General features: G+C 35.9%; 5 protein-coding genes. All 5 read left to right on the forward strand.

All coding sequences use genetic code 11. From position 1 onward, the window contains the following. The first annotated feature begins 32 nt into the window (after positions 1-32). The 5 genes from VNJ50_RS02625 to VNJ50_RS02645 all read left to right on the forward strand — a co-directional run bounded on the left by VNJ50_RS02625 (position 33) and on the right by VNJ50_RS02645 (position 6095). Positions 33-1304: a DUF2851 family protein gene (locus VNJ50_RS02625; protein ID WP_325578783.1), complete on the forward strand. Its 1272-nt coding sequence runs from the start codon at positions 33-35 to the stop codon at positions 1302-1304. Positions 1305-1355: 51 nt separating this feature from the next. Then, entirely contained in the window at positions 1356-1583 is a 228-nt protein-coding gene (locus VNJ50_RS02630) for a PspC domain-containing protein (protein ID WP_325578785.1), read from the forward strand. 363 nt (positions 1584-1946) lie between these two features. After that, on the forward strand, positions 1947-4019 hold the full coding sequence (locus VNJ50_RS02635; RefSeq protein ID WP_325578787.1) for an amino acid carrier protein: 2073 nt from the start codon (positions 1947-1949) through the stop codon (positions 4017-4019). 9 nt (positions 4020-4028) lie between these two features. Continuing rightward, the gene (locus VNJ50_RS02640; protein WP_325578789.1) at positions 4029-4913 is read left to right on the forward strand and encodes a helix-hairpin-helix domain-containing protein; all 885 of its coding nucleotides are present in this window, start codon (positions 4029-4031) and stop codon (positions 4911-4913) included. A 15-nt stretch (positions 4914-4928) separates the two neighbouring features. Then, positions 4929-6095 (forward strand): acyl-CoA dehydrogenase family protein, encoded by a 1167-nt coding sequence (locus VNJ50_RS02645; protein WP_325578791.1) that lies wholly within the window; start codon positions 4929-4931, stop codon positions 6093-6095. Positions 6096-6213: the final 118 nt, after the last annotated feature.

Here is a 6213-nt window from a genome sequence, read left to right on the forward strand (position 1 = left end):
AAGGCATTCATTATTATCTTAACTTTAATGACATGCAAGAGGATTTTCTACATTACGTTTGGCAGTTTAAAAGGTTTGATGTTGCTCATTTACGAACGACAACAAACGAGGTCATTACTTTGCTTAATACCGGTTGGCCCAATTTGAGTGGCGGTCCAGATTTTTTCAATGCACAACTTAAAATTGATGATCAGTTATGGGCCGGAAATGTTGAAATTCATATCAAAACAAGTGATTGGTATGTCCATAACCATGAAGTTGATCCAGCGTATGACAATGTGATTTTGCATGTTGTGTATGATCATGATATTGATGTTTTTAGAAAAGATAATTCCTTGATTCCTACTTTAGAGTTGAAGAATTTGATTCATAAAAATGTAGTTGAGAATTATCAAAAACTGTTAACATCACCCCACAAATGGATCAATTGTGAAAATGATTTTGCTGAGGTCGATGATTTTGTAATCTCCAATTGGTTAGAGCGTTTGTATATTGAACGGCTTGAACGAAAATCAAAAAACATAGAAGTATTGCTACAATCTTCAAAAAACGATTGGGAAGCTGTTTTGTTTAAACTTTTGACAAAAAATTTTGGACTTAAAGTTAATGGTGATGCATTTTTGAGCTTGGCCAATTCGTTTGATTTCTCAATTGTTAGAAAAATACAATCAAAATCCTTGCAACTGGAAGCTTTGTTTTTTGGGCAATTTGGATTATTGGATAGACAAATCGAGAGCTCGTATTATGTGACGCTATCCAAAGATTATAATTTTTTAAAACAGAAGTTCAATTTGTCAAACAGTCAAGTGATGCCGCTTCAGTTTTTTAGGTTGAGACCGCCTAATTTTCCAACCATTAGATTATCGCAATTGGCCATGCTTTATCATCAACATACGAGTTTGTTTACAAAAATCATATCGGCTGAAAGCATTGAAGCGTTGTATGAATTATTTGATATTTCAACTTCCGAATTTTGGAACACCCATTTTACGTTTGAAAAAACATCCCGGTTTGTGAAGAAAAAGCTCACAAAAAGCTTTATAGACTTACTGCTCATTAATACCATTCTTCCATTAAGATTCTGTTATCAACGGCATTTGGGTCAAAACGCCTCAGAATCCAGTTTGTTGATGGCACAAAAAATAGCATCAGAGCAAAACGCAATTATCAAAGGTTTTAACAATTTAAGACCAATTTCAAATTCTGCACTGACCTCACAGGCATTGATTCAGTTAAAAACAGAATATTGTGATAAAAACAGGTGTATGAGTTGCGCTATTGGTAATTCGGTTTTATTGACATAACGCCAATACGATTGATACTTCGTAAATCGTAAAATAATAGTAACTTGCGGCATGAATATTTTTTATAGGGCCTTATTATATTTTCAAAAACGTGGTTACTACGTTTGTCAGCGTATTGCCGATAGATTGGGAATACGGGCCAAGGTAGTGCGCACCTCTTTTATGTACCTCACTTTCGTAACACTTGGTTTTGGATTTGCTTTATATTTATTTATTGCCTTTTGGATGCGCATTAAAGATTTGATTTATACAAAACGATCTTCTGTTTTCGATTTGTAAATTGTCGTTTGGTGTTTATTGAACACCATTTTTTAGTAAACACCCTATAAAACTGAACCGAATGCATCAGTTTTAAAATTTAATAAACGGTTCGATATATTGGGTTACCCAGTTTAAATATGCTGGTTTTTAGAGTTGAATGGAAGGCATAATATCTAATTGCAATTCAGGTTTATATACTGTTTTATTCATTATACATGCGGTCTAATTTTAAGTTAATAATTTGAAAGATTAGAAACAACTTAACCTTATGGGGTATTTGTCTAATTTTCTTTTTAACAACTAAAATCTTATAAAATCATTTTTTTTTAGCATCTTGTGATGTTTTTTAAACAATTCTAACTAACCGCATAATAAAAACTTATGAAGAACTATCTTCTTGCTCTAATTAGTGCATTATTGCCAATTTTCATTTTTGCCCAAGATTTAAATATCAAAGGAGAAACATTTAACCCCTCAGCCAACATCAACGACGGGGTGATTAAAATAAATGTCAACGGTGGTGTTCCGCCTTATACTTACAGGTGGGACAATCAAAGTACAACATTAAGCTCAAATGAGGCGACAGGTTTAACAGAAGGAGTGCCTTATACCGTTATTGTTACAGATGCTGTTGGAAATACAGAAACAGCGGTTTATACAGTAAATAGCGAAGCTATCACAGAGATTTTTAATGGGTTGATGACGCCAGCAGTAAGTGCTTTGGGCGGTGTTTTGTTTTGGGATCCATTTGCAGCAATCGGTGTTTATGACCCTGTTGTTTATTCTGATTTTGAGCATGTTGGCGTTCCTGGTTGGGTGAGTGGCATAGATGATAAATTTACACTTAAGAATTGGTTGCAGCCAAACGAAGCTCATGTTTCTGTTGATACTCCTATTGCAGTTATTACAGATAGAAACGGGAATGAAATATTGGTCACTTCAAATGCTCAAGGTAAGTTAGAGCACCTTCTTGAAGATGGCCAAACAATTTATGATTCAGAAAACAAACATCATGTCATTGAAGTTGGTGCACATAATTTTGCTAATATTATCTATGATTCGCCGATAGTATTGACCCATCCTAATGGTGATCCAATAAAAAAGCCTATTCCTTTTATTGTAATTTGGCTGGTGTTGGGTGCTGCGTTTTTTACGGTCAGAATGGGCTTTATAAACATTCGTGGTTTTAGGCATGCGATCGATTTAGCTCGTGGAAAATATGACGATCCGAATGCTCCAGGTGAGTTAACTCACTTTCAAGCTTTGGCGACCGCCGTTTCAGGAACTGTCGGTCTAGGTAATATTGCAGGTGTTGCAGTTGCCGTATCACTCGGTGGTGCAGGTGCAACTTTTTGGATGATTGTATGTGGATTGTTGGGAATGTCTACAAAATTTGTGGAATGTACTTTAGGTGTAAAATATAGAGATATTCTTCCTGACGGTCGTGTTTTTGGTGGACCGATGAATTATTTGCGGTACGGACTTGAAAAGCGAAATATGAAAGGTTTCGGCAAATTTTTAGCAGGTTTGTTTGCGGTTTTAGCTGTAGGTGCTTCTTTTGGTGGCGGTAATATGTTTCAGGCTAATCAATCGTTTGAACAGTTGGCAGGGCAATTTCCGGCAATGGCAGATTATGGGTTTTGGTTCGGGATTTTTACGGCTGTATTAGTTGGTGTTGTGATTATTGGTGGTATTAATAGTATTGCTAGAGTTACAGGTAGAGTGGTGCCAATCATGGCATCAATTTATATAGTGGCATCATTGGTCATTATTATTATGAATATTGAAAATATTGGCCCAGCTTTCACAGCAATTGTAGATGGTGCCTTTACGCCATCGGCATTAAAAGGTGGTGTGATTGGGGTTTTGGTCGTTGGTTTCCAAAGGGCAGCCTTTTCTAATGAGGCTGGTGTAGGATCGGCAGCAATTGCACATAGTACCGCAAAGACTAATAATCCACCTTCAGAAGGTTTTGTGGCATTGATGGAACCCTTTATTGATACCGTTGTAGTTTGTACATTGACCGCTTTGGTTATTATATTTACAGGAATGCACGAGGCTGAAGGTGTTATGGGGGCTCAGTTGACTTCAAATGCCTTTGGAAGCCAAATTTCGTGGTTTACTTATATATTGACTTTAGCAATTTTCTTATTTGCATTTTCAACCATGATTTCGTGGTCTTATTATGGCATGAGAGCTTGGACGTATTTGTTTGGGAAAAGCAAAAAAATGGAATTTGTCTATAAAATGTTATTCTTGGTTTTCGTGGTTATTGGAGCTTCCGTGAGTTTAGGTGCCGTTCTGGACTTTTCGGATATGATGATTTTGGCCATGTCTTTCCCTAATATTATCGGATTGTACATCATGTCAAAAGAAGTAAAGTTTGATCTCGATTCGTATCTTCAGAAAATAAAAGCCAACTTGCTTTATAAAAATCAAGGGCCAAATAAATAGAAATATAACATGATACTAAAATCCCATTTCAAGTTTTCTAACAGTCAACGGAATGGGATTTTTTTATTGGCTATTCTTATTGTTGTTTTTCAATGTATTTATGTTTTTGTTGATTTTTCTTCGGAAGAAACCCAGGAGGATTACGTAGTTTTAGAAAAGTTCAGACAGCAAGTAGATTCGTTAAAGCGGGTAAAAGCTGAAATAGAAAAGCCGAAAGTTTATCCTTTTAATCCTAATTATATTACTGACTTTAGAGGTTATACCTTAGGAATGTCGGTGGATGAAATTGACCGGTTGCTGGAGTTTAGAGCAAAAAATCAATGGATCAATTCGGCAAAACAATTTCAGGAAGTAACCAAAATTTCCGATTCTTTATTGGCTGTTTTAGAACCGTCGTTCAGTTTTCCGGCGTGGATTTCCAATACAAAACCTTCAATTGACAATTCAAAAAACACCGATCCAAATGCGTTCAAACTAAAATCTTTTGAACAAAAAATAGATTTGAATACTGCCACAGCTCAAGACCTTCAAAAAGTCAATGGTATTGGACCTAAACTCTCTGAAAACATTATAAAATATCGAAATAAATTTAAAGGAGGTTTCATTTCTGAAATCCAGCTTCAGGATATTTATGGTTTGTCGCCAGAGGTTATTGAACGTATTAAAAATGATTTTGCAGTAAAAACGCCGAGAATTATCGAAAAGATAAATCTCAATACCGCTACAAGAGAGCAATTGGTCACAATTCAGCATATTGATTATGAGATAGCACATTATATTATTGAACAAAGGACGTTGAGAGACAGCTTTAAATCATTTGATGAGTTATTGCGTGTTAAAAACTTTCCAATCCAAAAATTTGAGATAATTAAGTTATATTTGACGCTCAATTAATGACAAATACTGCATATGAACAGCATGTACTTCACAGAAGAACATCAACTTTTTAGACAAAGTTTACAGAATTTTTTAAAAAAAGAGGTCGTACCTCATATTGATAAATGGGAAAAAACTGGAACCATTGAACGCTTTATTTGGAAAAAATTTGGCGACATGGGTTTTTTTGGAATTAATTACCCAGAAGCTTATGGAGGCCTTAATCTAGACTTGTTTTACACGGTGATCTTTCTTGAGGAATTGCAAAAAATAAACTCCGGAGGTTTTGCGGCTGCTATGTGGGCGCATGCTTATCTTGCTATGACCCATCTTAATAAAGAAGGGAGCCATGAGATAAAAGAACGGTATTTAGTACCTAGCATTGCTGGCGATAAAATAGGTTGTTTGTGCATAACAGAACCTTTTGCTGGGAGTGATGTTGCCGGCATGCGCACAACTGCCGAAAAAGTTGGAGACACATACATTATCAATGGTTCAAAGACTTTTATCACCAACGGCGTGTATAGTGATTATTTGGTGGTTGCTGCCAAAACTGATGTAGAAGCCGGGCATAAAGGCATGAGTATATTTGTGATGGATAGAAGTACGCCGGGAATTTCGGCGTCCAAACTTGATAAATTGGGATGGAGAGCATCAGATACCGGAGAGATTTCATTTGATAATGTAGTTATTCCTGCCGATCAACTTATGGGCGAAGAAGGAAAGGGATTTCCATACATTATGCAACATTTTGCTTTAGAACGATTGATTATGGGCATTAATGCACATGCAAGAGCGGAGTTTGCTTTGGAATATACCCTTAAATATATGTCAGAACGAACCGCTTTTGGTAAAACTATTGATAAGTTTCAGGCATTACGTCATAAAATTGCCGATTTTTATTCGGAAATGGAAATCAGTAAAGAATTTAATTACTCAGTAGCTTATCGTTTAAACAAAGGAGAGTATGTGGTCAAGGAAGCGACGATGTCAAAATTGCATGCTACCAAAATGGCCGATGAGGTCATTTATGGTTGCCTTCAGTTTTTAGGAGGATATGGCTATATGGAAGATTATCCATTGGCACGTTTGCTTCGCGATAGCCGACTTGGACCAATTGGTGGAGGCACTTCTGAAATTTTGAGAGAAATTATCGCTAAAATGGTGATTGATAAAAAGGACTATAAACCAGTGACTTAATTTATTTGAATCATCGTTTTAGCGAAAATACAATTCATTTACGCTAAAATGGTGATTGATAAAAAGGACTATAAACCAGTGACTTAATCAGATTTGGGATAGGATATAAATTCTAATC

The organism is Gelidibacter sp., assembly GCF_035577925.1.
Classification (GTDB): Bacteria; Bacteroidota; Bacteroidia; order Flavobacteriales; family Flavobacteriaceae; genus Gelidibacter.

What these genes read in the sequence shown, in the direction of transcription:
- VNJ50_RS02625 (WP_325578783.1), top strand. Translation starts at nt 33, where the DNA reads ATGCAAGAGGATTTTCTACATTACGTTTGGCAGTTTAAAAGGTTTGAT.
- VNJ50_RS02630 (WP_325578785.1), top strand. Translation starts at nt 1,356, where the DNA reads ATGAATATTTTTTATAGGGCCTTATTATATTTTCAAAAACGTGGTTAC.
- VNJ50_RS02635 (WP_325578787.1), top strand. Translation starts at nt 1,947, where the DNA reads ATGAAGAACTATCTTCTTGCTCTAATTAGTGCATTATTGCCAATTTTC.
- VNJ50_RS02640 (WP_325578789.1), top strand. Translation starts at nt 4,029, where the DNA reads ATGATACTAAAATCCCATTTCAAGTTTTCTAACAGTCAACGGAATGGG.
- VNJ50_RS02645 (WP_325578791.1), top strand. Translation starts at nt 4,929, where the DNA reads ATGAACAGCATGTACTTCACAGAAGAACATCAACTTTTTAGACAAAGT.